This is a genomic window from Salinactinospora qingdaonensis, from assembly GCF_039539445.1.
Taxonomy (GTDB): domain Bacteria; phylum Actinomycetota; class Actinomycetes; order Streptosporangiales; family Streptosporangiaceae; genus Salinactinospora; species Salinactinospora qingdaonensis.
The window spans coordinates 39,013-62,241 of sequence record NZ_BAABDD010000013.1 but is presented as its reverse complement, the minus strand read 5'-3'; the positions used below and the strand labels follow the sequence as shown (position 1 = coordinate 62,241).

The 23,229-nt window shown below is 69.2% G+C and carries 20 protein-coding genes; 8 read left to right on the top strand and 12 right to left on the bottom strand.

Annotated elements, in window-relative coordinates; all coding sequences use genetic code 11:
* Positions 1-75 precede the first annotated feature (75 nt).
* Both ABD848_RS14835 and ABD848_RS14830 read left to right on the top strand, forming a co-directional pair.
* Complete coding sequence (locus ABD848_RS14835) at positions 76-414, top strand: YciI family protein (protein ID WP_344972185.1); 339 nt, start codon at positions 76-78, stop codon at positions 412-414.
* Positions 411-1,661, top strand: coding sequence for an RNA polymerase sigma factor (locus ABD848_RS14830; RefSeq protein WP_344972183.1), 1,251 nt, complete (start codon positions 411-413; stop codon positions 1,659-1,661). Before ABD848_RS14835 ends, ABD848_RS14830 begins: the two co-directional genes overlap by 4 nt.
* Positions 1,662-1,788: 127 nt before the next feature.
* On the opposite strand, the gene ABD848_RS14825 is transcribed toward ABD848_RS14830, so the two are convergent.
* On the bottom strand, positions 1,789-2,442 hold the full coding sequence (locus ABD848_RS14825; protein ID WP_344972181.1) for a DUF899 domain-containing protein: 654 nt from the start codon (positions 2,440-2,442) through the stop codon (positions 1,789-1,791).
* 560 nt (positions 2,443-3,002) lie between these two features.
* On the opposite strand from ABD848_RS14825, the gene ABD848_RS14820 reads away from it, so the two are divergent.
* Positions 3,003-3,902, top strand: coding sequence for a VOC family protein (locus tag ABD848_RS14820; protein WP_344972179.1), 900 nt, complete (start codon positions 3,003-3,005; stop codon positions 3,900-3,902).
* A 316-nt stretch (positions 3,903-4,218) separates the two neighbouring features.
* Here the strand turns inward: ABD848_RS14820 and ABD848_RS14815 are convergent, their stop codons facing one another.
* The 11 genes from ABD848_RS14815 to ABD848_RS14765 form a co-directional block, all read right to left on the bottom strand.
* Complete coding sequence (locus ABD848_RS14815) at positions 4,219-4,506, bottom strand: putative quinol monooxygenase (protein ID WP_344972176.1); 288 nt, start codon at positions 4,504-4,506, stop codon at positions 4,219-4,221.
* Positions 4,507-4,556: 50 nt separating this feature from the next.
* A complete protein-coding gene (locus tag ABD848_RS14810; protein ID WP_344972174.1) occupies positions 4,557-6,206 on the bottom strand; it encodes an MFS transporter in 1,650 nt (549 codons plus the stop codon).
* 423 nt (positions 6,207-6,629) lie between these two features.
* Positions 6,630-7,409: an alpha/beta fold hydrolase gene (locus ABD848_RS14805; RefSeq protein ID WP_344972172.1), complete on the bottom strand. Its 780-nt coding sequence runs from the start codon at positions 7,407-7,409 to the stop codon at positions 6,630-6,632.
* A gap of 202 nt (positions 7,410-7,611) precedes the next feature.
* Complete coding sequence (locus ABD848_RS14800) at positions 7,612-9,192, bottom strand: 4-hydroxyphenylacetate 3-hydroxylase family protein (RefSeq protein ID WP_344972170.1); 1,581 nt, start codon at positions 9,190-9,192, stop codon at positions 7,612-7,614.
* 336 nt (positions 9,193-9,528) lie between these two features.
* Positions 9,529-10,338 (bottom strand): alpha/beta hydrolase, encoded by an 810-nt coding sequence (locus tag ABD848_RS14795; RefSeq protein ID WP_344972168.1) that lies wholly within the window; start codon positions 10,336-10,338, stop codon positions 9,529-9,531.
* Positions 10,339-10,409: 71 nt separating this feature from the next.
* The gene (gene trpC / locus ABD848_RS14790) at positions 10,410-11,246 is read right to left on the bottom strand and encodes an indole-3-glycerol phosphate synthase TrpC (RefSeq protein WP_344972166.1); all 837 of its coding nucleotides are present in this window, start codon (positions 11,244-11,246) and stop codon (positions 10,410-10,412) included.
* A gap of 50 nt (positions 11,247-11,296) precedes the next feature.
* Positions 11,297-11,497, bottom strand: coding sequence for a DUF6052 family protein (locus ABD848_RS14785; protein ID WP_344972164.1), 201 nt, complete (start codon positions 11,495-11,497; stop codon positions 11,297-11,299).
* Entirely contained in the window at positions 11,478-12,806 is a 1,329-nt protein-coding gene (locus tag ABD848_RS14780; protein ID WP_344972162.1) for a phenylacetate--CoA ligase family protein, read from the bottom strand. The genes ABD848_RS14785 and ABD848_RS14780 overlap by 20 nt, the downstream gene beginning before the upstream one ends.
* A 2-nt stretch (positions 12,807-12,808) precedes the next feature.
* The gene (locus ABD848_RS14775; RefSeq protein WP_344972160.1) at positions 12,809-14,665 is read right to left on the bottom strand and encodes an FAD-dependent monooxygenase; all 1,857 of its coding nucleotides are present in this window, start codon (positions 14,663-14,665) and stop codon (positions 12,809-12,811) included.
* Positions 14,666-14,669: 4 nt separating this feature from the next.
* Positions 14,670-15,494, bottom strand: a complete 825-nt coding sequence (locus ABD848_RS14770; protein WP_344972158.1) for a tryptophan synthase subunit alpha — start codon at positions 15,492-15,494, stop codon at positions 14,670-14,672.
* Positions 15,482-16,198 (bottom strand): indole-3-glycerol-phosphate synthase, encoded by a 717-nt coding sequence (locus ABD848_RS14765; protein ID WP_344972156.1) that lies wholly within the window; start codon positions 16,196-16,198, stop codon positions 15,482-15,484. Before ABD848_RS14765 ends, ABD848_RS14770 begins: the two co-directional genes overlap by 13 nt.
* A gap of 610 nt (positions 16,199-16,808) precedes the next feature.
* Here ABD848_RS14765 and ABD848_RS14760 point away from each other — a divergent pair.
* From ABD848_RS14760 to trpD, 5 genes are all read left to right on the top strand, one after another.
* Complete coding sequence (locus ABD848_RS14760) at positions 16,809-17,579, top strand: tryptophan 2,3-dioxygenase (protein ID WP_344972154.1); 771 nt, start codon at positions 16,809-16,811, stop codon at positions 17,577-17,579.
* Positions 17,576-18,853, top strand: coding sequence for an aminotransferase class V-fold PLP-dependent enzyme (locus ABD848_RS14755; protein WP_344972152.1), 1,278 nt, complete (start codon positions 17,576-17,578; stop codon positions 18,851-18,853). Before ABD848_RS14760 ends, ABD848_RS14755 begins: the two co-directional genes overlap by 4 nt.
* 78 nt (positions 18,854-18,931) lie before the next feature.
* Positions 18,932-20,269 carry a tryptophan 2,3-dioxygenase gene (locus tag ABD848_RS14750; protein ID WP_344972150.1) on the top strand — a complete coding sequence of 446 codons (1,338 nt, stop codon included), beginning with the start codon at positions 18,932-18,934 and terminating at the stop codon, positions 20,267-20,269.
* A gap of 10 nt (positions 20,270-20,279) precedes the next feature.
* Entirely contained in the window at positions 20,280-21,290 is a 1,011-nt protein-coding gene (locus tag ABD848_RS14745) for a methyltransferase (RefSeq protein ID WP_344972149.1), read from the top strand.
* Between the two features lie 346 nt (positions 21,291-21,636).
* The gene (trpD, locus tag ABD848_RS14740) at positions 21,637-22,797 is read left to right on the top strand and encodes an anthranilate phosphoribosyltransferase (protein WP_344972147.1); all 1,161 of its coding nucleotides are present in this window, start codon (positions 21,637-21,639) and stop codon (positions 22,795-22,797) included.
* Positions 22,798-23,229: the final 432 nt, after the last annotated feature.

Below are 23,229 nucleotides of genomic sequence, written 5' to 3'. Positions count from 1 at the left end.
CATGCAGGCGTTGCGCAACGGCCGCGGTTGGTTCGGCCGTTGGCTACGGCAGCGTCGGTGTTACGGGGGTGGGACATGAAGTACATGCTCATGATCTGCGGCGACGAGGCCTACATGGGTGACGCCAACTCCACGGCGGACCCTCCGGGGTGCGGGGGGTGGCAGGAGGAGATGACCAGCAGGGGAATCCTGCGGGGAGGCGAAGGACTGCGTCCAAGTAGCGACGCCACGACGGTGCGCGTGCGCGACGACGAGGTCATGATCTCCGACGGTCCTTTCGCCGAGACCAAGGAGCAGATCGGCGGGTTCAGCCTGATCGAGTGCGCCGACCTGGAGGAGGCGCTGGAGGTGGCGTCAAAACACCCCGCCGCCAGGTTCGGCACCATCGAGGTCCGACCGATCTGGGAGACGTGAGCACTGAAGCCAGGGAAGCCATCGTCAAGGCGTTCCACGAGGAGTGGGGACAGATCGTCGCAACCCTGATCCGGGTGAGCGGCGACTGGGACCTCGCCGAAGAGAGCGCCCAGGACGCTTTCGCCCAGGCGCTGGAGCACTGGTCGACCCATGGCGTCCCCCGCCGTCCCGGCGCGTGGCTCACCACGACGGCCCGCAATCGAGCCACCGACCGACTGCGCCGGGAGGCGGTTGGCAGCGCCAAACTCCAGGAGGCCGCCGCGCTGTGGCGTTCAGCGGAGGCCGGCGACGAGGAGGCGTCCCAGAGCGGCATCCACGACGACCGACTGCGGCTGATCTTCACCTGCTGCCATCCGGCGCTGGGGCTGCAATCCCGGGTCGCGCTCACCCTGCGGACCCTGGGGGGGCTGACCACGGCCGAGATCGCCCGGGCGTTCCTGGTCTCGGAGGCGGCGATGTCGCAGCGCCTTGTGCGCGCCAAACGCAAGATCCGCAATGCCGGTATCCCCTACCAGGTACCGCCGGCTCACCTACTACCGGAGCGCACCACCGGCGTGCTGGCGGTGCTGTACCTGCTGTTCACCGAGGGCTACACCGCCTCCTCAGGCGCCGACCTGGTACGCCAGTCGCTGTGCGCCGAGGCCATCCGCCTCACCCGCGTCTTCGTCCACCTGTTACCGAACGAGACCGAGGCGCAGGGCCTCCTCGCGTTGATGCTGCTGCACGACGCGCGGCGCGCCACCCGGGTCGACGGAGCGGGCGAGCTGGTGACCCTGGAAGAGCAGGACCGCAGCCAATGGGACAGCGCCAAGATCGCCGAGGGGACGCGGCTGCTCGACACCGCCCTGCGCCAGGGGCGGCCCGGAACCTACCAACTCCAGGCAGCGATCGCCGCCTGCCATGCCGTCGCCGCCGACCCGGCCGACACCGACTGGGCGCAGATCGCCGCACTGTACAGCCAGCTTGCCCAACTGGCCTCCTCGCCGGTGGTGGAACTCAACCGGGCGGTGGCGGTCGGCATGGCCGAAGGCCCCGCCGCCGGGCTGGCGTTGGTGAGGGAGCTGGAGTCCTCGACAGCACTGGCGGGCTACCATCTGCTGCCGGCCACCCGCGCCGACCTGCTGCGCCGGCTGGGCCGCAACGACGAGGCCGCAGCAGCCTACCGTGAGGCTCTCGACCTGGCCACAACCGATGCCGAACGCCGTTACCTGGCCAAGCGGCTGGCGCAAACGCAGGAGGGTGATTGACCCGCCGCGGCCGGAGCCACGCGCTGGAGGCGAGGCGACAACCGCGGCGGGTTCTCGAAGAGCGCACCGGCCACCCTGCCAGGGTGGGCCACCACCGGCCGGTGCGGGTGCAGCTCCCCGAACGGCGCTATGACGTCTCGTACTCGTCGTGGTAGCGGACCCACGCTTGGGGAAAGCCCAGTCCTTCCTCCTGGCGCCCCAAGGGGGTGAGGTCGAGGTAGTTGTAGGTGCCGTTGAGCAGGTCGCTGCCGCGGTCGTGGGTGGAGTAGGTGTGGAAGACGCTGTCGCCCTCCCGCACGAACGCGCTGATGCCGGGAGGCTGGGGGTCGCGCTCGTCGATCTTGAAGTGCAGGTCGGGGTAGAAGTCGCTGCCGTATGAGGACACCCATGGCACGGTCCAGCCCATGCGCTCCTTGAACTCCTGGATGCGGGGCAGCGGAACGGGGCAGTCCACCACCAGCGAGGTGTCACGGGCGTGCAGGTGTGCCAGATGGCCGACGTTGTCGATCCAAAAGGAACAGCTCACGCAGAACGTCCCGGTTTCGGGAGGCACCATGAAGTGGTAGACGATCAACTGGCGGCGGCCGTCGAACAGGTCGAGCAGGCTGGCTTTGCCGTCCGGGGTGTCGAAGACGTAGTCCTTGTCGAGCAGCACCCTCGGAAGTTCGCGACGCTTGGCGTTCAGCGCGTCCCGAGCCCGAGTGAACTCCTTCTCCTGTTGCAGGAACTCCCTGCGGGCGACCAGCCATTCGTCTCGTGACACGACCTTCGAGAGACTCACCATCGGCTCCTTAGCGTGGGAGGACGTCCCGGTACGGCGGCTGGAGGAGCGCCCACGCCCGACCATGACGCCGAAACGGCCATCTGCGCTTTGGCCTGGCTAGCCACACCGGCGCGGCGTCGAACCGCCATCTCCCATACTCAGTAGCGGCGGCAGTGGCCGCATCTTCTCGGTTGCTGTTTCCCGCCGGTGGTGTGCCGGCACCGGCCGCAAGCGGGGAAGCCTTCCGGAAAGCGGCGACCGAACGGGCTTTTCCGTCTTCTATTTTGCTCAATTCCGCCAATATATTCATCTTCGCTTTTTCGTAAAGCGCGCGAGCAGTAAGATCTCACGAGAAGACAACCGAACACGCGGCCGCTAATTTTTCCAGTGAATTCGCGCCGCTGCCCCTCAAGCATGCGGCACTATCGTGACCGCCGGTTTCAAAGAGGCGGCGGGCGGGCCGGAAACCAGGGGCCTGGATCGCGCAGGCCCGCCGGAAACGCGGTCTCGCTCCACAGCGAAGCAACCAACGAGACACGAAGAGAGATGCGGTAGTGGCACTGCACAGAATTGCCTCGGTGGTCATCGGTGTACCCAATATCGAGGAAACGTCGGCCTACTACACCGACTTCGGGCTCACTCCCACCCGCGACGGCTGGTTCGCCACGGTGGACGGTGGGGAACAGCTTCGACTGGTCGACGCGCCCACGCGCCGGCTCATCGGATTCACCATCGGAGTCGACGACGAGGACGACCTCGCCCGCGCGGCCGCTCGGCTGAACCGGATCGGCGTGGGCCATGAGCGCCGCGGAAACCGGCTGGTCAGCTCTGACCCCGTCACCGGGACCTCGGTCGCCCTCCAAGTACAGCAGCGGGTGCGCCAGGAGCCGTCGCCGCTGCCCCCACAGAACACCCCGGGACGTATCGAACGCATCGGCACCCGCTCACCGGGGATCTTGCGCGAAGCCCCGGTCCAGCCCCGCAAGCTCGGGCACGTCGTGCTCGGCACGACCGACTTCGCGACCTCGGAGAAGTACTTCGTGGAAGGCATCGGGTTCAAGGTCAGCGACCTGGTCAAGGAGGCGGGGGCGTTCTTGAGGTGTTCCACGGAGCACCACAATCTGCTCCTGCTCTACGCCCCCGTGAACTTCCTGCACCACACCTCGTGGCAGGTGAACGACATCGACGAGATCGGCCGCGGCGCCGCGGCGATGCTGGAGGGCCATCCGGAGCGCCACGTTTGGGGACTGGGCCGCCATCACGTCGGCTCCAACTTCTTCTGGTACCTGAAGGACCCGGCCGGCAACTTCGCCGAGTACTACAGCGACACCGACTGCATCGTCGACGACCAACTGTGGGAGCCCGAAGTGTTCGAGGGGGCCCTGGGGCTCTACAGTTGGGGACCTCCGCCGCCCCCGTCCTTCCTGCGGCCCGACGACCTGGCCGCCCTGATGGTGGGGGCGCATGGAAGCTCCTAGGTTCTGTTTTTCGAACGGCTGGGGTGCGGGACTATGGGGGTGTTCGTCGTCCGCTCGTGCCTCGATCGCTTCGCGATCTCGGCAGCCGGCGTGGGCGACAGCGGGCGCGCTCACCCGCGTGCGCCCACCGTCGGCCCTCGCCGGCCTTGTCAAAAACAGAACCTAGACCGGCGGGGAGGGCGGCGGGGCCGCCCGGCGACACACGTGGGGGCCGCGTCCTGAAACGTGGACGCGGCCCCCACTGCTGGCGTGGCCGGTGGCGCGCCACGAAGACCGGAGCTTGGCGGCGCGCCCGTGCCTGCTGGAGCGGGACCTCCTAGAAGGGCGGGCCAGAGGAGCTGATCTGGTGCTTCTGTAGGTCGCCGCCGAGGATCTCGCTCACGGGAGCCGGCGGATCGGCGATTTCGCGCCAGGCGGCGAGCTGCTCCTCGGACTCCCAGTGCTCGAACATGTTGATCCGGCCCTCCTCGATGGGGTCGGCCGCGATGACGAGATCCAGGCAGCCGGGTTGGCTACGCGCGCGCTGGATCAGGTCGTGGTGGCTCTCGACGTACTTGTCACGGTCCTCCGGAGCCACGTACAGCTTTCCGGCGATAATCAGCATGGTGTTTCTCCTTGTGTGTCGGCGATGACGATTGTCGCAGCCTTGGCCCCTCAGGAGCCGTCCTTTGCGGTTGTGGTCGTTTCCTCCACAGCGGCGTCGGCAGGTGTGGCCTCTGGGGTGCCGTCCTGCCCGTCCTGTCCGGACTGCTCGGACTGGTGGGCCTGGGCCTCGCCGGTCGGGGGCACCTGCCGCAGCGTGGTGATCGCGATGGTGGCGAGTCCGATGAACAGCAGGCAACCGAAGAACGCCACGGTGTTCAGCCCGGTGGTGAACGCCTCGCGGGCGAGAACGAGCAGCTCGGCGCTTAGCGCCTCAGGCAATTGTTGGGCGGTCGCGACCGCGCCGGCGATGCTCTCTTGGGCCGCGTTGGCGGCCTGCTGGGGAAGGTCGCCGGGAAGCGCGTCGGTGATCTGAAAGCGGTAGACGGCGGTGGCGATGCTTCCCAGAACCGCGATGCCCGAAGCGACACCGAACTGACCGCCGGTCTCGGTGATCGCCGAGGCCGAGCCCGCCTTCTCCGGGGGCGCGGCACCGAGGATCATGTCGTAGCCCAAGGCGGTGGCCGGGCCGATACCGGCCATGATGACCCCGGTGCCGATGACCAGCATCGGCACTCCCCCGCTGCTGGGCACCTGGCTGAGCAGCAGGTAGCCCACCGAGGAGATCAGCAGGCCCACGGTGATGACATAGGCCGGCCGGACCCGCCGGGCGATGCCGGAGGAGACCATGATGGTGAAGATCATGGCGAAGGCCGTGGGGATCAGCCAAAGCCCCGCCTGGAGGGGAGACAGGCCGGCCACGGTCTGTAGGTAGAGGTTGATCAGCAGGAGGCTTCCCCCCTGGATGCCGCCGACGAGCATGCTGAGCGTGAAGGCGCTGCGGTAGATGCGGATGCTGAACAGTTGCAGATCCATCAGCGGATCGGCCAGCCGGCGCTGTCGGAGGACGAACAGCACGCCGAAGACGAGCCCGATGACGACCGCCGCGGCGACCAGGGGACGCCAACCGTTCTCGGCCAGGTCCTTGATCCCGTAGATGACCGGCAGGATGGCGGCCAGGGACAGTGCGACGCTGAGCAGGTCGATCCGCCCGGCATCGGAGTTGCGGTACTCGGGCAGCAGCATCGGGCCGGCGACCAGCAGCAGCGCCATGACCGGAACCCCCAGCAGGAACACCGAGCCCCACCAGAAGAACTCCAGCATCAGCCCGCCGATCATGGGGCCGACAGCCATGCCGCCCATGAAGCACATCATCCACACGCCGATGGCGGCCGAGCGCTGCTTGGGGTCCTTGAAGATCGTGCTGATCAACGACAGCGTCGAGGGCATCAAGGTGGCTCCGGCCACCCCGAGCAGAGCCCGAGCGGCGATCAGCATCTCGGGGGTGACCGAGTAAGCGGCCAGCACAGAGGCGGCGCCAAACGCCGCCGCGCCGATGAGCAGCAGCCGGCGGCGACCGATCCGATCACCCAAGGTTCCCATGGTGATCAGGAACCCGGCGAGGATGAAAGCGTAGATGTCCAGAATCCACAACTGCTGAACGCTGCTCGCGCCAAGGTCGGCCCCCAGGTGCGGCAGTGCCAGGTACAGCACGGAAAGGTCGATGGACAGCAGCAGCGTGGGCAAAACGAGCACGGCCAGCCCAAGCCACTCCCGCCGTCCAGCCCGCGGTGCGGGCTGGTTTCCGGTACTCGTATCCATGAAAGGTCCTCTTGGGTGTTGGCTGTCTACAACCTGTTCGCCCTACCGACGAACGGAGTCGGCCGCGAACAGACACGTGCGTCAAAAAAATTTCGGGAGTTGTGGGACGGGGCGCGCCGGCGCCCTTCCGGCGGCGCCGGCGCGCCAGGAGCCGCCCTCACGGCCGAGGGCGTGGGAGGGGCGCCGCAACGGTGGGCCGCCTGCTGGTGCCGGGTGTGACCAGAGGCGAAGGCGCGCGGGCCGCGTCGGGAGAGCAGGTGAGCGCGGTCTCGACGGCGGCGCGGTAGCCGGCGCAGCGGTCAGGGAGGCACCCGCGAGTGTTCCCGCTCGTCGTTGAACGGGGACACCCGCGGGGCCGATCATCGGGCGAACGCAGCAAAAAGGGGTGGGGCTGCGGTGGCCCATGCCGGTGCGGCCGGCGCCTCAGTCGGCGAGGAACTCCTTGACCAAAGGGGCCACGGCCTCTCCGACCAGGTTGTGGTTGTGGTCGGGCAGCGAACGGCGCTGCGCGTTGGGAAGGGCGTCCACCACCGCCTGTACGGTGTTGCGTCCCCAGTCCGGGCTCGCTTCGCCGTCGATGACGAGCGTGGGCGCGGTGATGGAGCTCACACGTTCGGTGGGGATGGAGCCGTCCCCAAGGACGGTGGCGTCGTAGATGAGCGAGGGGGCCAACGCCTCAAGGGCCGGCCACATCGATCCCTGCCGCACCTTGGCGACGAACTCGGTGGGCAGGGCAGCCGCCTCGAGCATGAACAGCTCGACCGCGTCGCCCAGCCGACCGGAGTCGATCATCTCGGTGAGCTTGGGCACGTAGTCCTCGGAGATGGGAGGACGGGTGTCGTCGACGATGAACGAGGGCTCGTAGAGCGCCAGCTTGGTGATGGGCAACCCGGCCGCCGCCGCTTCCAGGGCCAGGATCGCCCCGGAGCAGTTGGCGAACACGTGCGCGGTTCCGCCGGCCTGCTCGATCAGGGCTCCAAGATCCTCGATCTCGCGCTCGACGGCGTAGGGCGGCGTGTCGCCGCTGTCACCGCGCCGGCGACGGTCGTAGGAGAAAGCGGTGAAGTGGGGCGCCAGCGCCTCGGCCAGTGACGCGGTGGCCGAGCGGTCGTTGAGCGCACCGCCCACCAGAATGACCGGCGGCCCCTCACCCGACCGGTCATAGGCGATTGTGGTGCCGTCCTTGGAAATTAATTTTTCCACCGGTTTTCCCTTCGCAGGTGTCTGATCGAACGAGGGCGCTTTCTGCGCGACCGTGTCCGAGGAACGATCGCCTTTCTGCGCGGAAATTCCTGACGGCATCGTCGCACCCGGTTTTTCGCTTGAGCGTCTCCTGGAATGCGAATGTGGATTTTTCTTCGGAGCGATCGGGCCGTGGGGAATGCGGGTGGTAGGTGCCCCGCGGTCACCCGTTCAGCAGGTCGTTCCTGATACCGCTAAGGTCGGGTAGGGAAGACAGGTCCGGAGCGGTCCAGCCGTCGATGTCGTACTCGGCCATGCACTCGTCGACAAAGGCTTGGTAGGAGTCGAGCCCGCCCGAGGCGATCTGGGCGGACAGCAGCTCGATCCTGGTGTTTTCGTGGTTGCCGGAGTAGTTGCGCTCGTAGAGCTCGTGTCGTCCGCCGAACTCCGAGCCCATGGCGTCCCACAGCAACTTCATCAGCTTGACGCGGTCGACTGCTTCTGCGCCGCCCGAACCCCGCAGGAATCTGTCCAGGTAGGGACGGATATCCGGGTTCTTGAAGTCGTCGGCGCTGGAGTTGACGTAGATCAGGCCGCTGGCCACGTCCTGTAGCACGATCTCCCGGATACGGGGGTAACCCACCTGCATGAACCAGCGGTAGGCCATCCCGTACTGCGGGTTGGGCAGCACCGCGCCGTTCTTCCAGGAGACGGGGTTGCGTGCCGCCGCGTCGGAGAGGCTCCAAAAGAGGGAGCGCCAGGCCAGCACCTCACCCAGTCTGACCTGTACGCCGCGGAAGTCCTTGGTACCGGCGATCTCCAGGGCCTTGGCCAGCAGGCCGGCGATGAACTCCAGTTTGACCGCCAGGCGCGTGCAGCCTTGGAAGGTGGCGCGCTCGTTGAAGCCGGAATGCCCGGTGAACATCTGGGCCTTGGCCACGTTGCCGTAGACGAACACGTTCTCCCAGGGGATGAGCACCTTGTCGAGCACGAGGATGGTGTCGTTCTCATCCAGCCGCGAGGAGAGGGGGTAGTCGAAGGGGCTGCCCATGACTGCCGAGGCGGCGCTGTAGGAGGGGCGGCAGATCAGCTTCATCCCCGCCGCGTCCATGGGCACGGTGGCCACCAGGGCGAACTTGCGATCCTTGATGGGCAGGCCCCAGTGGGCGATGAAGTTGTAGTGGGTGAGCGCGGACCCCGTCGCGACGACCTTGGCGCCGCTGACGACGAGCCCGGCGTCGGTCTCGCGCTCCACGTGGACGAAGACGTCGGCGACCTGGTCCGGCGGGCGGTCGCGGTCGACCGGTGGGTGCACGAGCGCGTGGTTCCAGTACAGCACCTTCTCCTGAGACTCCCGGTACCAGCGCCGCGCGTTGTCGGCGAAGGGCTCGTAGAAGTCGGCGTTGGCACCCAGCGTCCCCAGGAACGACGCCTTGTAGTCGGGACTGCGCCCCATCCAGCCATAGCTCATGCGTGCCCATTCGGCGATAGCCCGCTGGTCGGCGACGAGGTCCTCGGCGCTGTGGGAGGTGGTGAAGAACCGGTGGGTATAGCCGCCGCTACCGGTGTCGGTCGGGGTGGTGAGAACGTCGCGCTTGTCGGGGTTGTGCAGCGCGTCGTAGAGACGCGCCGTCATCCGGACAGGGTTGCGAAACGCCGGGTGGGACGTGACGTCCTTGACGCGCTCGCCGTAGAGGTAGATCTCACGGTCATCGCGCAGGCTCTCGACGTACTCCTCTCCCGTCAGTGGGCGCGCTGACCGGCCCCCGGCCGCGTTGTCGGAAGCGTCATGGTCGTTGGTCATGGGCTCCTCCTCTCATCGGGGTCGTTCGGCACCGCCCACTGGCCGAGCACGGTCGACCCCGCATCCCACCGGCCGGGCCGCGGGTGCCCGTGCCGCTTTTGACCGGCTGGCCGGACCCGCCGCCCGCCCCGACGGCCAGGCAGGACGCCGGGAGAGCCTCGCCCCCGGCGGAAACGCCCTCACGTAGGTGGAGATGGCGGGCGGGTGCGGCAACGGCCCGCCGCGGCCTCAATGCTGGCAGCCGAAGACGAGGCGGGCGTCTCGTGGATTGCGGCGTCCACGACCGCCGCGCCGCCCCTTCGCGTGAGGACACGGCGCCCGGGAAAGCGAGGTCGGTCACGGAGTCGGTTCGGGGCCGACCAGCGCTGCGAGCGCGTCCAGCACCCGCGGCCACGCCGACGAGGTGGGAGTGACAACGGCGAAGTGGTCGGCACCGGCCACCTCCACGAGCGTGCAGGCCGTCCGCGCCGCATAGTGGCGCGACATCTCCACCGGCACCCGGGGGTCCGCCCGCCCGTGTACCAGCGTCACCGGGACGGGAGGCCGTCCCAGCTCGACCGGGGCGGCGTGGCCGTAACGGCCGGGGAACTGATCCGGCCCCCCGCCCATGAAGGCGTCGACGGCGTGCTCGCCCAGCCCCCGCCGCCACGCCTCAGCCAAGTCGAGCACCGGCGCCACTGCCAGCACGCCGGCTACCTGGGTGGGCGGGGAGCCGGCTCCGGGGGCCGTCTCGGGCAGCCGGTGCCGCAGCACCGTCCACACTGCGAGGTGTCCCCCGGCCGAGTGGCCGGCGCGAACGACGCGGTCGCGGTCGATCCGGCCGGGCGCCGCCCGCTCGACGAGGTCGGGGAGGGCGTCGGCGGCCTCGGCGGCGTCGACGAGGGTGGTGGGCCAGCCGCCTTCGCCGCCGGCCCGCCGGTATTCGATGTTGGCCACTGCGAACCCATGGCCGGCGAGGTCGGCGGCCATCGGTTCGAGGTAGCCACGGTCGTGGGCCTGGCGCCAGAAGCCCCCGTGCCAGAGCAGCAGCAGCGGCGCCGGCCGTGCCGGATCGGCCGGGAGTCTGACGTCGGCCACCTGCTCGGGGTGCGGCCCGTAGGCCACGGTGAGGTCGGGGCCGGCCCGGGAAGCTGGGGCGGAGGTCATGGTCTACTCCTGCCTGTCGAGGACGCTGGTGGTGCCGGGGGTGAGGGCGGGGACGCTCGAGGCTCGGACCGTTACGCTTTGGACCTGTCCTGCGGGGTGTGCGCCGCTGCGGCTGTGGTGGAGACGTCTCGTCCAGCCGCCACCAACTCCGCGACCGCGGCTTGGGGGCGGGCGTTGGTGACCAGCCCTTCGCCGACCAGCACGGCGTCCGCGCCCGCTGCCGCGTAGGTGAGCAGGTCAGTGGCTGTCTGCACACCCGACTCGGCGACCTTGACGGTTTCGGCGGGAAGCCTGGGGGCGACCTCGGCGAAGACGCCCCGATCGACGTCCAGGGTGTGCAGGTCACGCGCGTTGACCCCGATGACCTTGGCGCCGGCCTGAACGGCGCGGTCGGCCTCGGCGGCGGTGTGCACCTCGACCAGGGCCGTCATGCCCAGGGACTCGACGAGCTCCACCAGTGACACGAGTGTCTCTTGAGCGAGGGCGGCCACGATGAGCAGGACGAGGTCCGCACCGTGCAGCCGAGCCTCGTAAACCTGGTAAGGGCTGACCACGAAATCCTTGCGCAGCAGCGGAGCCGCTACCGTGGCCCGCACGGCGTCGAGGTCGGCGAGCGAGCCGCCGAAGCGGCGGCGCTCGGTCAGGACGCTGATGACGCCGGCGCCGCCGGCCTCGTAGGCGCGCGCGAGCTCGGTGGGGTCGCCGATGTCGGCGAGCGTCCCCCGCGACGGGCTACGGCGTTTCACCTCAGCGATGACCGCGACCCCCGGTGCGCGCAGCACCGACATCGCGTCCCGGGGCAAAGCGGCGCGCGCCGCCTTCTCCTTGACGGCTGCGAGCGGAAGCTGCGCCTCACGGGCGGCCAGGTCCACACGGACACCGTCGATGATCGATTCGAGAACGCTCAATTCAACACCTCACGGCTAGCACGCGAAACGGCTGTCCCCACCGCCGGGGCTCAGGCTTCCCAGCGGTGGGAGTAGAAATCGAACTCCAGCGCCTGCCCATCGAGCGCGGCGTGCAGCTCCGCAACGGCCGCCCGTGCGGCGGCCCGGACAGAGGGGACCTCGCATGAGCCGGCCAGCTCGTGCAGGGCGGTGTAGGACTCGGTCAGCCGCAGCTCCTGCTCGGCTGAGAGGTCATTTCGTTCGTTCGTCATGAAACCTCGCAGACTTGATCTCGAAGCGGGGGAGACTGCCGGGCTCGGCGAGCTCCACCTGGGGACGCAGTCCTATGTCGAGCTTCATCCGCTCCGCGATGCGCTCGCAGAGATCGGTCGGCTCCGCGCCGGCCGCCCCTCGCTGCTCGACGCGCACGATCATCGTGTCGAGGCCGCGGACGGTGCGCAGGGCCGTCTGGAACTCGTCGACCTCGTCGAAGCCGCGGATGATGTCCTCGACCATCACAGGGGTGACGGAGATGCCGCGGATCTTGCGCATGTCATCGCTTCGGCCGAGAATGCCGCCCTCGTACCAGTCCCAGGTGCGGCCACAGCCGCACTCCCGCCACGGCCGCTTCACCACCAGGTCGTCGGTCCAGTACCGAAAGACCTGGATTCCCTCGCGCCCGAGGGCGGTCATCACGCGAACACCCTGCTCGCCATAGTCCACCGGCCGCTTGGTCTCGGGGTGGAGCACCTCTTCGATGACACTGGACTCGATGATGTGGCAGCCGCGTGGGGTGTCGGGGCACTCGAACATGAAGACGGTGGCCAGCTCGGTCATCCCCGCGAAGTCGTAGACGCGCGCGCCGAACGCCTCGGCGATCGCTTTGGTCGTGGTCTCGGGCCTGGGTTCGCCGCCGGTCACCACAATGTCGACGTTGGCCTGGGTACTCAGATCGATCCCCATCTCGCGCGCCGTCTCGATGAGCCGCAGAGCATAGGTGGGGGTGCACCCCAAGACCTCGATCTGCTGGTCGACGAGGAGACGAACGCGCGACTGGGAGTTCATCGAGCCGTTGGGCACGACCGTGCACCCCATCCGCTCCAGGGCGTAGTGCATCCCCCAGAACCCCGCGAAAAGGCCGTAGCCGAAAGCGGTCATGCCCCGGTGGCCGGGACGCACGCCGGCACCGTGCAACGCGGTGCACCATACGTCGGTGGCCCACGTCCAATCGCGTGTGGTGTCGAACGTACGCAGCGGGGGGTTGCCGCTCGTACCGCTGGTCTGGTGGTAGCGCACCCCCAGCGAAGGGCTGGTCGAGGGCAGGATGCCGTAGGGCGGCGCCACCTGCTGCGCCGCGATGAGGTCGGACTTGTACAGCAGCGGGACGCGGGCGAAGTAGTCCTGGAGCGAGTCGACGCTCTCGGGGAGGCGTTGGCTCCAGAACGTGGAGTTGGCTCTGGCGTGCTCCAGGGCGCGGTGCAGCTTGCGCCACTGCCAGGCGGCCAGCCGCTCACGCGGCATGGTCTCGGTCGTGGGGTTCCAGTAGCCCGCGGGCTTGGCGCGGGATCGTTCACGTGACACCGCTAGATCTCCTGTTCGGTCGGCTCGGGCGGGCAACGCAGGACGCACAGGTCGGCCCAGCCGGCGGCGACGACGGTGTCGACCTGGTCCAGGCTGTGGGTGCCGCCGTCGACGATGACGGCGACACCGGTCTCGTTGCGGACCGCGTCAGCGACGCGGACGACACGCGCGTCCCACTCCCGCGGGGTGGGGGCGGCTATGGATCGCGGCGCCTCCAGCAGGACGACCTTGACTCCGCCCTCGGCCAGCGACCTGACCAGCGTCACCGCCTGCTGGGACTCGGTCGCCGGGTCCGCCGCCGCGCCAACGGCGAGCGCGGCGGCGATGGGGGCATCGTGCGGCCAATGGGCGGCCAACTCGGCCAGTGGCCGCAGCGGCGGCTGTTCCAGCAGTTCGGTGAGGGGGCTCTCGGCGAGGTCGAGCATGGCCATGGCGTAGCCCTCCGCCACGGCCCGTTTGACGAGGTCGTGGTAGGCACCGGGCATATCGGTGAGGGGCAGTCGGATGCAGGCGGGGGAGGACTCCGGTGCCGCCGGGGGGATCGCCTCAGGGTCGGTCGACGCCGGTCCCGTCGGAGCCGACGGGACCGGCGGGGTGGGCTCGGTGATCACCAGGCCGCTGCCGGAGGCCCCCTCCGTGGTGACGACTCGGTTGGGCAGCCGCAGCGAGCCGATCCGCACCGGCGCAAAGGCGGGGGCGGGCGCGATCTGCGTCGGCTCCCCGGTGGCTCGGGTGTGGAACCAGCCGTCGAACTCGGCTGCGAACCGCGGGTCGCGCCTGGCGATGTCGCCGTGCGTGATCCGCCAGGAACGCGCCATGAGCTGGTAGGCGAACTGGATCGGCTCGAAGCCGAGGTAACGGTCGATGTTTTCGAAGTACCACGCCGACAGGCGGGAGGCCCGCTGGAACCGGGCGACCGTGCCGCGTCGGGACTCCTCGAACCGGGCCAGCGCTTCAGCTAGGGGGCGTGTGGTGTCGCCCAACTCTCCCGCCAGCGCGATCGCGTCCTCAATGGCCAGGCGCGTCCCCGAGCCGATCGACCAATGGGCCGTGTGGGCGGCGTCGCCGATGAGCACCGTGTTGCCGTGGTGCCACGTCCGGCACTCCAGGTTGGGGAAACGGGCCCAGGGCAGCCCGTCGGAGAGGATCGCTCCCCCGTCGAGGTCTTCGGCGAAGATCTCCTCGCACAGCCGGGCGGCAGCGTGGGTGTCCATGCTCGCCAAGCCGGAACGTTCCCACGTCTGCTGGGAGACGTGGACGATCATCGAACTCCACCGGGAGCCGGAGGGGTAACAGTACCCCTGGAAAAGTCCCCACCGGGTCTCGCGGAAGATATAGGTGAAGTAGGGGAAGACGCGGTCCACGCCGAACCAGGCGTACCTGAACGGCGAGTGGTCGACCCGGGGGCGGAAGACCTCCTCGTGCTCTCGCCTGACGACGGAGTGCACCCCGTCGGCGCCCACGACGAGGTCGGCGCCGGCGTGCTCGGCCAGGCTGTGGACCCGGTGACCGAAGTGGAGGCTCACCCCCAGGTCGGCGGCGGTGTCACGCAGCACGCCCAGCAGTGCGTCCCGCGGTACCCCGTGGAAACCGTTGCCGTTGACGAGCCGACGAGTGGACCGGTACCTGATGTCGACCAGGCTCCAGCTCGTTCCCGCCGCCGTCACGGCCGCGTGGGCGGCGGGGTCGGCCCGTTCCAGCGCGTCCAGCGCCCCCTCGGGGAAGACGACGCCCCAGCCACGGCTGGCGTCGGCCGCGTGGCGCTCGAAGAGGCGCACGTCGTCGGCGGTCCCGTTGCGCCGCAGCAGCCCGGCCAGGAACAGCCCCGCCGGCCCACCGCCGATGATGTCGACCCGCATACCGTTACACCGCCCCGCTGGTCTTCTCGGTGAGGACCGTGGCCGCTTTCCAGCGCCGGGTGGCGGCTCGGAGCCGCTCGAGGCGCAGTTCCGGCTCCGACTCGCCCAGAATCCGCAGCGGCCGGCTGCCGAGGACGACCCCGGCCGCGTGGGGTGCCAGCGCCCGAATTTCGTGCTCGTGTCGGATGCCGAACCCCACGAGGAACGGTTTCGCCGCGCTCTGGCTCATCCGCGCCGCGGTCTCCGTGGCGGCTTCGAGGTCCAAGGGCTCGCCGGTGCCCGAGGCGAGGTTGCGGTAGGTCAAATGCTCGGCGTGCTCCTCCAACTCCCGGGCCTGTCCCGGCGGTGTCGACGGGGTGACGAGGGGGATGGCGCTAAGGCCGGCCGCGGCGACGCGGCGCACATCGGCACCCCCGGCTGGGCTGGTCAGCACCAACCCGTCCGCGCCGGCCTGCCGAGCGTCGTCGATGAGGCGGTCCCACCCGAGATCGTTCACGGTCGCCGGATACACCAGGGGAAGCAGGGGGGTTTGGGGGACGGTGCCGCGCAACAGGCGCAGCAGCTCCCACGCCTGTTGCGTACCGGTGGGGCGGGCGCGTTCGAACGAGTCCCTGACATCGGCGCCGCGGGGGCTGGTCGTCGGGGTCGGTATCCCCAATTCGAGGATGTCGGCCCCTGCGGCGACAGCGGCCAGGGCCGCACTCAGCGGGTCACCGGTGCGCGGGTCCGCGGCCAGCGGATCGCCCACCGTGAGGTAGACCGCGAGCAGCCGCTCCCGCCGCGCGCTCGCGCGCCGCACGCACTGCGCGATCCGATCTAGCGTCGCCATGCTCGCGCTCCCTCCCGGAACTCGCGCGCCGTCGCGGCGGGATCGGCGCTCTTGGCCACGGCGGTTCCCACCAGCACCGCGTCCGCCCCCGTGCCGGCGACCCTGCCGACGTCGGCGGTTGTGTGCATGGCGCTCTCGGAGATCACGAAGACGTCGTCGGGGACCATGGACATCAGGGATGCGCTGAGGTCGACGGTGCCGTCGTCGAGCTCCAGGGCGGTGATGTCGCGATTGTTGATCCCCACCGCGACCGCGCCGAGCTCGATCGCCCGCTCTAGCTGCGACCGGCTGTGGACGCCCACGACCACTTCCATGCCGAGTTTCTCGGCGCGGGACTTCATCTCCTGGAACAGGTCCGGATCGGTGACCGTGCTCAACGAGAGCTGCACGGCGTCGAACCCCGCCTCCTCGGACTCGTCCATCTGCGCCACGGTCGTGAAGAACTCTTTGCGCATCAGGGGAACTGCGGCGATGCGGCGTATCCGTTGGGCGGTCGCAACGCTTCCGCCGAAGTAGACGGGGTCGGTCGGAGTGGACAGCGCGTCCACCCCGCCCGCGAGAAGCGCGTGAACGTAAGGTTCGAGCCGCTCGGGGGAGATCAGCTGCCCGTCGCGGGGCGACCGGCATTTGACGTCGACCATGAGCGCGGCACGACCGTCGCGGCGAGCCTCGGCGAGCACGTCACACAGACTGCGATCTTTCACGATCCTCCCTAGCGAACCGGGCCCCGGGTGAGGCCACCGAGTTGCTGCGCCGGCCGCCGCCGCGGGTTATGACCGCCCGCGACCGCCGCTGGCTGACGGCAGTCTCACCTCCGAACGGTGTGCGCCACATCTTCTGGAATGCTGTCCCGGCCGCGCGATCGCGGTGGCCGAGAAAAACCGCACGATCGAATATGCCGCCGCTCATCGATAAATTCACGAAGCTCCCACCGCGCGGGCACGCCGACGAAAAATCAGGGCCACCGGACGGGAGACTTTCGTGTCACTTCATTGGAACCAATCCTCTTCTTCCCGATTGCTCGTTCCACTCCGACTTCGACATCTCTCTTCTTTGGACCACGTTTTTCTCCTTAGCCTGTCGGCATGGCATGGCGGTGTATTTATTGGCGGCCCCGGGAGACAACGGCGGGGACGGTGACCTGCCCCACCAGAGAACAGAACAGGTCGGACCCAGCACCTCGACGCCTTTCCAGCAGGTCAGAACAGGGCGTGGCGGTGTACCGGCCCGGCGCGCCGAATCCCTACCGCTCGCCCTGGCGGGGCTGCGCTATCTCGGTGAAGTGAGGAAACCGTGGCCATCGAAAACAAAGCAGTGACCACGTATTCCGCCTATCTTGCGCTGGATGAACTCCTCTCGGTCCAGCGCCCCATTTCGGAGCAGCACGACGAGATGCTGTTCATCGTCGTCCACCAAGCGCACGAACTGTGGTTCAAACAGTTGCTGCACGAGTTCGTCGAGTTACAGCGTGGCCTGGAGGACGGGGACACGGCGAGCGCGCTGCACACCCTGAACCGGTCGCTGACCATCCTCCGCCTGGTGGTGTCACAGATCGGGGTGATCGAGACCCTGACCCCCGACCAGTTCCTCGGGTTCCGGGCCGGCCTGGGCGGCAGCGGCTTCCAGTCGGCGCAGTTCCGCGAGATCGAGGTGGTGCTGGGCCGGCGCGACCCGCGGATATTGCGTCGCTACCCGGAGGGCAGCAGCGAACGCGAACGGCTCGAACGGGCGATGCACCGTCCCTGCGTGTTCGACTCCTTCCTGCGCTACCTGGCCGTCCACGGCCACCCGGTTCCCCCCGAGATGCTGCGCCGCGACACCTCCCTGCCGCTGGAACCCTCAGCGGGGGTGCGGCGGGTGCTGGCCCAGGCCTACCGCGACGGCGGGCTGGCGGTGCAACTGTGCGAACGGCTGCTGGAACTGGACCAGGTCGTCCAGGAATGGCGTTACCGGCACGTGAGGATGGTGGAGCGGGTCATCGGCGACAAGTCGGGCACCGGCGGCTCCTCCGGCGCCTCTTACCTGCGCACCACCTTGTTCCAGCCGATGTTCGCCGACCTGTGGGCGGTGCGAAACGAGCTATGACCGACCAGTCCGCACGGCTCGCCCCCTACTACCGGGCTTTCCGGGTCTCGGAGCGGTTGCTGCTGTCGGGCCACTCGCACCAGGCGTGGCCCGATGTCGCGCTCTCCGGCCAAATAGAGGCGTTCGAGGACGCCGCACTGGAGGTGGACGACAAATGGGGCAGAGCGTTCGAGAAGGCCGAGCGGGTCCGTGAGGGGATACGCGGCTTCCTCAACGACCCCGGCGCCGAACTGGCGCTCGGCACGAACACCCACGAACTCGTGGTGCGCTTCCTGTCGTCACTGGACCTTCGCGGCCGTCCCCGCCTGGTCACTTCAGACGGGGAGTTCCACACGCTCCGGCGACAGTTGGCGCGGCTAGCCGAGGAGGGGATCGAGGTGGTCCGGGTCCCAAGCGAACCCGCCGACACGCTCGCGGCGCGCCTGGCCGCCGCCGTGGACGACGGCACGGCCGCCGTCTTGGTCTCGGCGGTGCTGTTCGAGACCGCACGGATCGTTCCCGGCCTTGACACGCTGGCGCGGCACTGCCGGCGCCGCGGGGTGGAACTGCTTGTCGACGCCTACCACGCGCTGGGGGTCGTGCCGTTCTCGGCCGGCGAGGTCGACTCGGCGTGGATCGTCGGCGGCGGCTACAAGTACCTCCAGATGGGCGAAGGGAACTGTTTCCTGCGCCTACCCGAGCACGCTGGCGCGCTGCGCCCGGTGATCACCGGCTGGTTCGCCGAGTTCGCGGAACTGTCAGCCGAGCACGACGGGCACGCCGTGGGGTATCCGGCGGGCGCACTGCGCTTCGCCGGGGCCACCTACGACCCGACGAGCCACTACCGCGCCGCGCGTGTCCTCGACTTCTTCGCCGAGCACCAACTCACGGCAGAACTGCTGCGCGAGATCTCGCTGCACCAAGTGGGGGTGCTGGCCGGTCTCTTCGATGAGATCGACGCTCCCGAGCGCGTGATCAGCCGCGACCGCACCGTTTCCCGGGAAGGGTTCGGCGGCTTCCTCGCCCTGCGCTCACCCTACGCCTCCCGGTTGCGCGACGGCTTGGCCCGGCAGGGCGTCTCCGCCGACAGCCGTGGCGAGTACCTGCGGCTCGGCCCGGCACCGTACCTGTCCGATGCCCAACTCGCCGCAGCGATGGCGGCGCTGGCCGCGGAGCTATCCGCCCTGGAGGGATCGACCCGCCGGCGGAGCCACCCGAGGGCCTCCCCCGAGCCGCCAGCAGAAATCGACCCGGAATTCCGCACGAATTCTTCCCAAGGGAAAACAGTCGACTAACGCAGCAATGCGGGAGATGCAGCGCGAGGCCACCGGAACGAAGCTGATTGAGGAAATCTATTCATAAGGGAGCGCGCTTTGTCAGCAAAAGCACATCCCCATGACGATGCCAAGACAGCGTGGCCCGCGCACGTCGGGATCGGAGGAGTCAGCGTCCACAAGTTCCGGGAAACCGCGGAGGACGCCTCACCCGCCAGGGCTCTCAACCGGCTCACCGCGTGGGTCGACACCCTCAGCGGCGATCCGGGGCAGCCCGTCCCCACCGACAGCTTCCCCTTCGCCGAGATCCTGGGGCACTACCAGCTTTGGGGACGCACCCACGTGTCGCCGAAGCTGGCGAACGGGCTGCGCGACACCTACGTCAAGCTTCCCACCCCTCGATCGAGCCAGGAGCGCATCCTCGTCGATTGGCTGCCGAGCACGTTCGACCAGCAAGACGGCGACTACGACTCCTACATCGCCGCGCCCATGCTGGAGCGGCTGGCCGCCGCCACCGGGGAGTCGAGCGTCGACGTCGGGCTGGACACCGAAATCGTCGTGCTCCTGGCCGACCTGCTGCGGACCGAGGGCGAGGCTCTGGCCGCCGCTCCCGACACCTCCCGGCAGCGGGTCCGCACCCACGCCACCGTGCAGGCGCTCGCGCGGGTCACGGGACTGTCTCCCAAAGCCGGCGTCTCCGTACCCGACGAGGTCCCGCAGGTCGGCAAGAACGACCCCGCGCTGGCCGAGGTCGCTTCGCGGTTTGCTGAGGCGACCCTAGGCGATGCTCCCCCCGACATCCACCGCGCCGTGGAGATCGCCCTACTGCCGACGACCCCGCTCCACGATGAGCTGATGTTCATCCGCAACGTGCAACTGTTCGAGCTTGTCTACCGGCAGATGTCGCGCTGCCTGCAACGCACCCGCCTGGCCCTGCTCGCCGACGACATCGAGACAGCGGTGGCCGAGCTGGACGACGCGGCGGGGCGCGTGGAAAACACGCCGGCCCTCTACCGCATCCTCACCACCATGTCACGCGAGTCCTTCGCCGTGATCCGGTCGCACACCGACGGCCGCAGCGCCATCCAGTCGCGCTCCTACCGGGAGGTGGAGCGGATCAGCGCCCCGCGGCCCGCCGGGCCAGTCGATGACAAGTTGCCGGCGGTGACGGTGCCGACACCCACCCTGCAAGAGATCTACGCAGAAAAGGGCCAGGACGCGAATCCGGCGCTGCGGCCGGTAACCGAGGTGATGCGGCGTTTCGACCACGCCTGGCGCGCCATGAAACGCACGCACTGGGGGATCACGCTGAAAATCATCGGCAACGTCACTGGCACCGGTGGCACTTCCGGTGCCGCCTACCTCAAGACCGCCGCCGAGATACCGCTGTTTCCCGTGCTGCACGAACAGCGGGAGCGTGGGGACGACCGTGCTTAGGGAGCGAGCCATGCCCGGAACCGACGACGCCAACCACCTGCTGCGACGCAAGATCATGGGCTACATCGTCGCCCAGGCCATCTTCGCGGTGACCGAACTGGACGTGATCGAGCACCTCGGAGACGACGCCGTCGAGGTGGGCGAGTTGGCGCACCGGGCCGGCGCGGACCGGGACGCGCTCCAGCGGTTCCTGCGCGTCCTCGTCGCCGAGGGACTCTTCGAGGAGCCCGCCCCCGGCGTCTTCGCGGTCACCTCCCTTGGAGCGCTGTTGCGTCGGGACGCGCCGGGTTCGCTACGCCACCTGACGACGCTGATGGCCGGTGAGGCGTACCAGGCGTGGTCGATGGCCACGCACTCGCTGCGCAGCGGGCAGCCGGCGTTCGACGTCGTCTTCGGCAAGCCCATGTTCGAGTGGTTCAACGACCACCCGGCGGCGGCTGCCACGTTCGACACCGCCCAAGCCGGGCTGGTGGAGCTGCGGCTGCTGCCGCTGCTGGAACGGGACTGGAGCGAGGTGGGCACCGTCGTCGACGTCGGGGGCGGCAACGGTGGACTCCTCAACGAACTGCTGGCGCGCCACGAGCACCTGCGAGGCGTGCTGTTCGACCAGCCTCAGGTAGTGGAAGAAACGAAGCTGGCGCTGACCAAGGAGGAAACGAGGCAGCGCTGCGAGGTGGTAGGCGGGGACTTCTTCTCCGGCGTCCCCTCCGGCGGCGACGCCTACGTGCTGGCCCAGATCCTGCACGATTGGAACGACGAGCAGGCTATAGCGATCCTGCGACAGTGCAACCAGGCGATGCCGCCCCAGGGGCGGCTGCTCATCCTGGAACAGGTCATCCCCGAAGACGGGGAACCGCACCCCGCGAGACTGCTGGACCTGCACATGCTCGTCCTGCTCGGCGGCCGAGAACGCGAGGAAAGCGCCTGGCGGCGGCTTCTCACCGCCGCGGGTTTCGAAACCCTCCACGTCAGCCACTCAGCGCGTTCCTCCCTGATCGAGGCGCGGCCCGTGGCGGGCTGAGTTGCGTCCCGCCCGTTCGTCAACCCTCGGGCCGGCTGTCGCGAAGCCGCAAGGCGAGCGGGGGCGGACTCCGGTTGGCCCGGCCCTGGCCTTGCACTCGACCATCACCCCCCCTTACGCTCCGCCGCCCCTCCCGTCGGGGCCGGAGACCGGCCGGGAGCGCAGCGTCGGGAGATAACGCGGGGAGACGCAATCGAGAAGAGGAGCGGCAGCGTCAGGGATGAGACTGTCACGACCGGATATCGCGCGCAGCCGGCCTCCCCTGACGCCGGAACGGAGACAACCGCGGCAAGGTCGAGAGCCGTCGCGGTGCCCCAGCACAGCACGAGGAACCGGAGGCATACTCATGGGCGAGCGATCCCCGCACCCAACGACGGCCGAAAAACCTCCCCGAGGCTCCGGGGGACCGGACGCCGAGCGCCGCAGCGCCCCCACGCTAAGCGCATCGCACCCGAGCACCACCCCCTCGCACCGTGTCGACGGCTGGCCGGAGTTGCTCACCCGGCTCCTGAACGACACGGACCTCTCCACTGAGGAGACGTCGTGGGCCATGGAGCAGATCATGTCGGGAACGGCGACCCCCGCCCAGCTCGCCGGCTTCCTGGTCGCGTTGCGCGCCAAGGGCGAGACCCCTGCCGAGATCCTGGCCATGGCTCAGACCGCACTCGCCCACGCCCGGCGGGTACACCTGCGCGGTCCCGCCGTCGACGTCGTCGGCACGGGGGGCGACCGCTCCAACTCGGTCAACATCTCCACGATGGCTGCCGTCGTGGTCGCCGCTGCCGGTGCGCCCGTGGCCAAGAGCGGCAACCGCAGCGCCTCCTCACAGTCCGGGGCCGCCGATGTCTTGGAGGCGCTCGGCGTGGCGATCGACCTCTCTCCCGAGGCTGTGGAGCGCTGCGTGACCGAGGTGGGGATCGGGTTCTGCTTCGCCCCGGCGTTCCACCCGGCGTTGCGCCACGCCGCAGCGCCCCGGCGGGAGCTGGGGTTGCCGACGACATTCAACCTCCTCGGGCCGGTGACCAACCCCGCCCAGCCCCGCAGCGCCCTGGCCGGTTGCGCGTTCCGGGACAGGGCCGGGACGCTGGCGGAGGTGTTCGCCCGGCGGGGCGCCAGCGTGCTGCTCGTGCGCGGCGACGACGGCCTCGACGAGATCACCACCACGACCACGACCACGGTGTGGGTCATTTCGGAGGGCCGGGTCCACCGGCAGAGCTTCGACCCCCTCGCGGTGGGAATCCCCAGAGCGGACCCGCGGAGCCTGCGCGGCGGCGACGCCGAGACCAACGCCGACGTCTTCCGCCAGCTCGTGGCGGGCAAGCCCGGCCCGGTTCGCGACGCGGTGGTCCTCAACGCCGCGGCGGCGCTGGCGGCCTTCAACGGGCTCTCCGACCAGTTGGAGGACGACATCGCGGCAGGGCTGGAGCAGGCCAACCGGGCCATCGACTCCGGTGCCGCCCGCGACCTGCTCAAGCGGTGGGTGGAGTTCTCCACGGCAGCCCGATAGGGGAACGCGGCTCGGGCCGTGCCCGCGCAGACGCGACCCAACGCGGGGGGAACCGGGCGCGGCGGCACTGAAGTATCGGGCGGTGCACGCTGCTGCGCTCGGTCCCCTCCCACACACCGCCCCCGAGGAGCGGTGGGGTGGGGCTTTGGTCTGCGGAGAGCATGCGGGGTTTCCCGTCGCTCGTGCCTCGATCGCTGCGCGATCTCAGCAGCCCGGGGCGGGCTGTGCCTGAGGTGGAACGGGTGCCACGACGGGGCTGGGGGCCGACGGGGTGGGGCCAACACCGTGACCAGGCGGACGGGGATGGAACGGGTGCCACGACGGGGCTGGGGGCCGACGGGGTGGGGCCAACACCGTGACCAGGCGGACGGGGATGGAACGGGTGCCACGACGGGGCTGGGGGCCGACGGGGTGGGGCCAACACCGTGACCA

Coding starts and splice junctions, on each gene's coding strand:
- ABD848_RS14800 (WP_344972170.1), bottom strand. CDS start 9,192: ATGACCAACGACCATGACGCTTCCGACAACGCGGCCGGGGGCCGGTCA.
- trpD (WP_344972147.1), top strand. CDS start 21,637: ATGGGCGAGCGATCCCCGCACCCAACGACGGCCGAAAAACCTCCCCGA.
- ABD848_RS14775 (WP_344972160.1), bottom strand. CDS start 14,665: ATGCGGGTCGACATCATCGGCGGTGGGCCGGCGGGGCTGTTCCTGGCC.
- ABD848_RS14745 (WP_344972149.1), top strand. CDS start 20,280: ATGCCCGGAACCGACGACGCCAACCACCTGCTGCGACGCAAGATCATG.
- ABD848_RS14770 (WP_344972158.1), bottom strand. CDS start 15,494: ATGGCGACGCTAGATCGGATCGCGCAGTGCGTGCGGCGCGCGAGCGCG.
- ABD848_RS14795 (WP_344972168.1), bottom strand. CDS start 10,338: ATGACCTCCGCCCCAGCTTCCCGGGCCGGCCCCGACCTCACCGTGGCC.
- ABD848_RS14815 (WP_344972176.1), bottom strand. CDS start 4,506: ATGCTGATTATCGCCGGAAAGCTGTACGTGGCTCCGGAGGACCGTGAC.
- ABD848_RS14835 (WP_344972185.1), top strand. CDS start 76: ATGAAGTACATGCTCATGATCTGCGGCGACGAGGCCTACATGGGTGAC.
- ABD848_RS14810 (WP_344972174.1), bottom strand. CDS start 6,206: ATGGATACGAGTACCGGAAACCAGCCCGCACCGCGGGCTGGACGGCGG.
- ABD848_RS14755 (WP_344972152.1), top strand. CDS start 17,576: ATGACCGACCAGTCCGCACGGCTCGCCCCCTACTACCGGGCTTTCCGG.
- ABD848_RS14785 (WP_344972164.1), bottom strand. CDS start 11,497: ATGACGAACGAACGAAATGACCTCTCAGCCGAGCAGGAGCTGCGGCTG.